This is a genomic window from Methylophaga sp. UBA4204, from assembly GCF_002379485.1.
Taxonomy (GTDB): domain Bacteria; phylum Pseudomonadota; class Gammaproteobacteria; order Nitrosococcales; family Methylophagaceae; genus Methylophaga.
Genome location: NZ_DFTU01000005.1, coordinates 47,810 through 49,290, shown reverse-complemented (window position 1 = coordinate 49,290; position 1,481 = coordinate 47,810). Strand labels below are relative to the sequence as shown.

The following is a 1,481-nucleotide window of genomic DNA, read 5'->3' as shown; positions in this document are numbered from 1 at the left end:
ATTTGAGTCAGTTCGCTGTAACGCTGGTTAGCATAGTTACCTGCTGGCATAACCCAGTTATTAGCATTTTTCTGCATATCGATGAGTTCATCAGCAGCGACCAGACCTGGTGCTACTAAACCCATCATTGCGATTGATAATGTTTTCAGCTTCATAAAGTTGTCCTCTATAGTTTTTATCGTTCATGATGTCAGCGTCGCTGTTCTTTCATGAGGTTGTGACTTTATGCCGATTTTGCCTGAGAATCATTAGGAAGCAGTCACTCTGATATCGGGATTTTTTCCCGAACAGGGAAGTTCTTCCCATTATTCCTCAGTTTAGTGCCTGTAGAGGACTGAAAATTTAATGACTTTTTATGACGTTATACTTGATTGCAAGCCGCACTAACTCTACAGATGAATGAAATCCGAGCTTCTGTTTTAGCATCGTTTGATAATTCGCGACAGTTTTCTGACCTAAATTCAACGTTTCCGCAATATATTCCAATGCATGGCCCTCCGCCAGTAACCGGAATACTTCAAATTCTCTTACTGTCAAACGCTGTATCGGGTCTTCTGAACCGGAAACACTTTGCAGCGCAATACGTTGTGCCATTTCTGAACTTAGGTAACTTTTCCCATCCATCACCTGGCGAATTGCTTTAACGATATCCTCAGAGTCACCCGATTTGGCTAAATAAGCTGCAGCTCCAGCACTCATCGACTGAACCGCCAATGTAACGTTTTCATGCATGGAAAACATTATCACTTTTGCTTTGGTATAACGCACCAGAATACGTCTAAGCGCTTCCAACCCCCCAATTCCCGGCATGCTCATATCCATAATAAGGATATCAGGATCAAGTTCCGTGTACATTTGATAGGCCTGTTCACCGCTGGTTGCTTCACCAACAATGTGCATATCATCATTACGCTCAAGCATTCTTGCAAGGCCAGACCTAACTACTTCGTGATCATCTGCCAGTAAAACTCGGATCTCGTTCTTCATTCAGCATTACCTTGGGTTGGAAAAGTCGCAGAAAGCGTAAATCCATCACCATGTGCTGACGTAATATGAAAACTTCCTGACAACGCTTCTACTCGTTCTCGCATTCCAGTTAAACCATAACCTTTATTCGAACTATTCGGATGATAACCGTTTCCGTTATCATTTACACTTATATCTATTAAATCGTTATTGCAACTTAAACTGACTTTTACTTCAACATTTTCAGCTCCGGCGTGACGACTAATATTGGTTAAACATTCCTGAACAATACGATATATGGTCAATTGCCGGGTTTCATCAAGCTCATTGAAATTCCCTTCTATACTGAGTTTCGCATGATGCTGTGGATGGCGAATCACCCAATCATTAAATAACTCTGAAATAGCACCATGTATCCCTAAAGCCGTTAATTCCGGTGGCCGTAAACGTTGCAACATCGAACGAACAATAGTTGTCATCCGACGGTGAACGGAATCAATGGCTGCTGCACTGTT

At 42.1% G+C, this 1,481-nt stretch carries 2 protein-coding genes; both read right to left on the bottom strand.

Annotation, left to right across the window (positions count from 1 at the left end):
• Positions 1 to 342 precede the first annotated feature (342 nt).
• Positions 343 to 987, bottom strand: coding sequence for a response regulator (locus B3182_RS00710; RefSeq protein WP_292356340.1), 645 nt, complete (start codon positions 985 to 987; stop codon positions 343 to 345).
• A partial coding sequence (locus B3182_RS00705) for an ATP-binding protein (RefSeq protein WP_349677923.1) occupies positions 984 to 1,481 on the bottom strand: 498 nt, incomplete at its 5' end. The genes B3182_RS00705 and B3182_RS00710, both read right to left, overlap by 4 nt.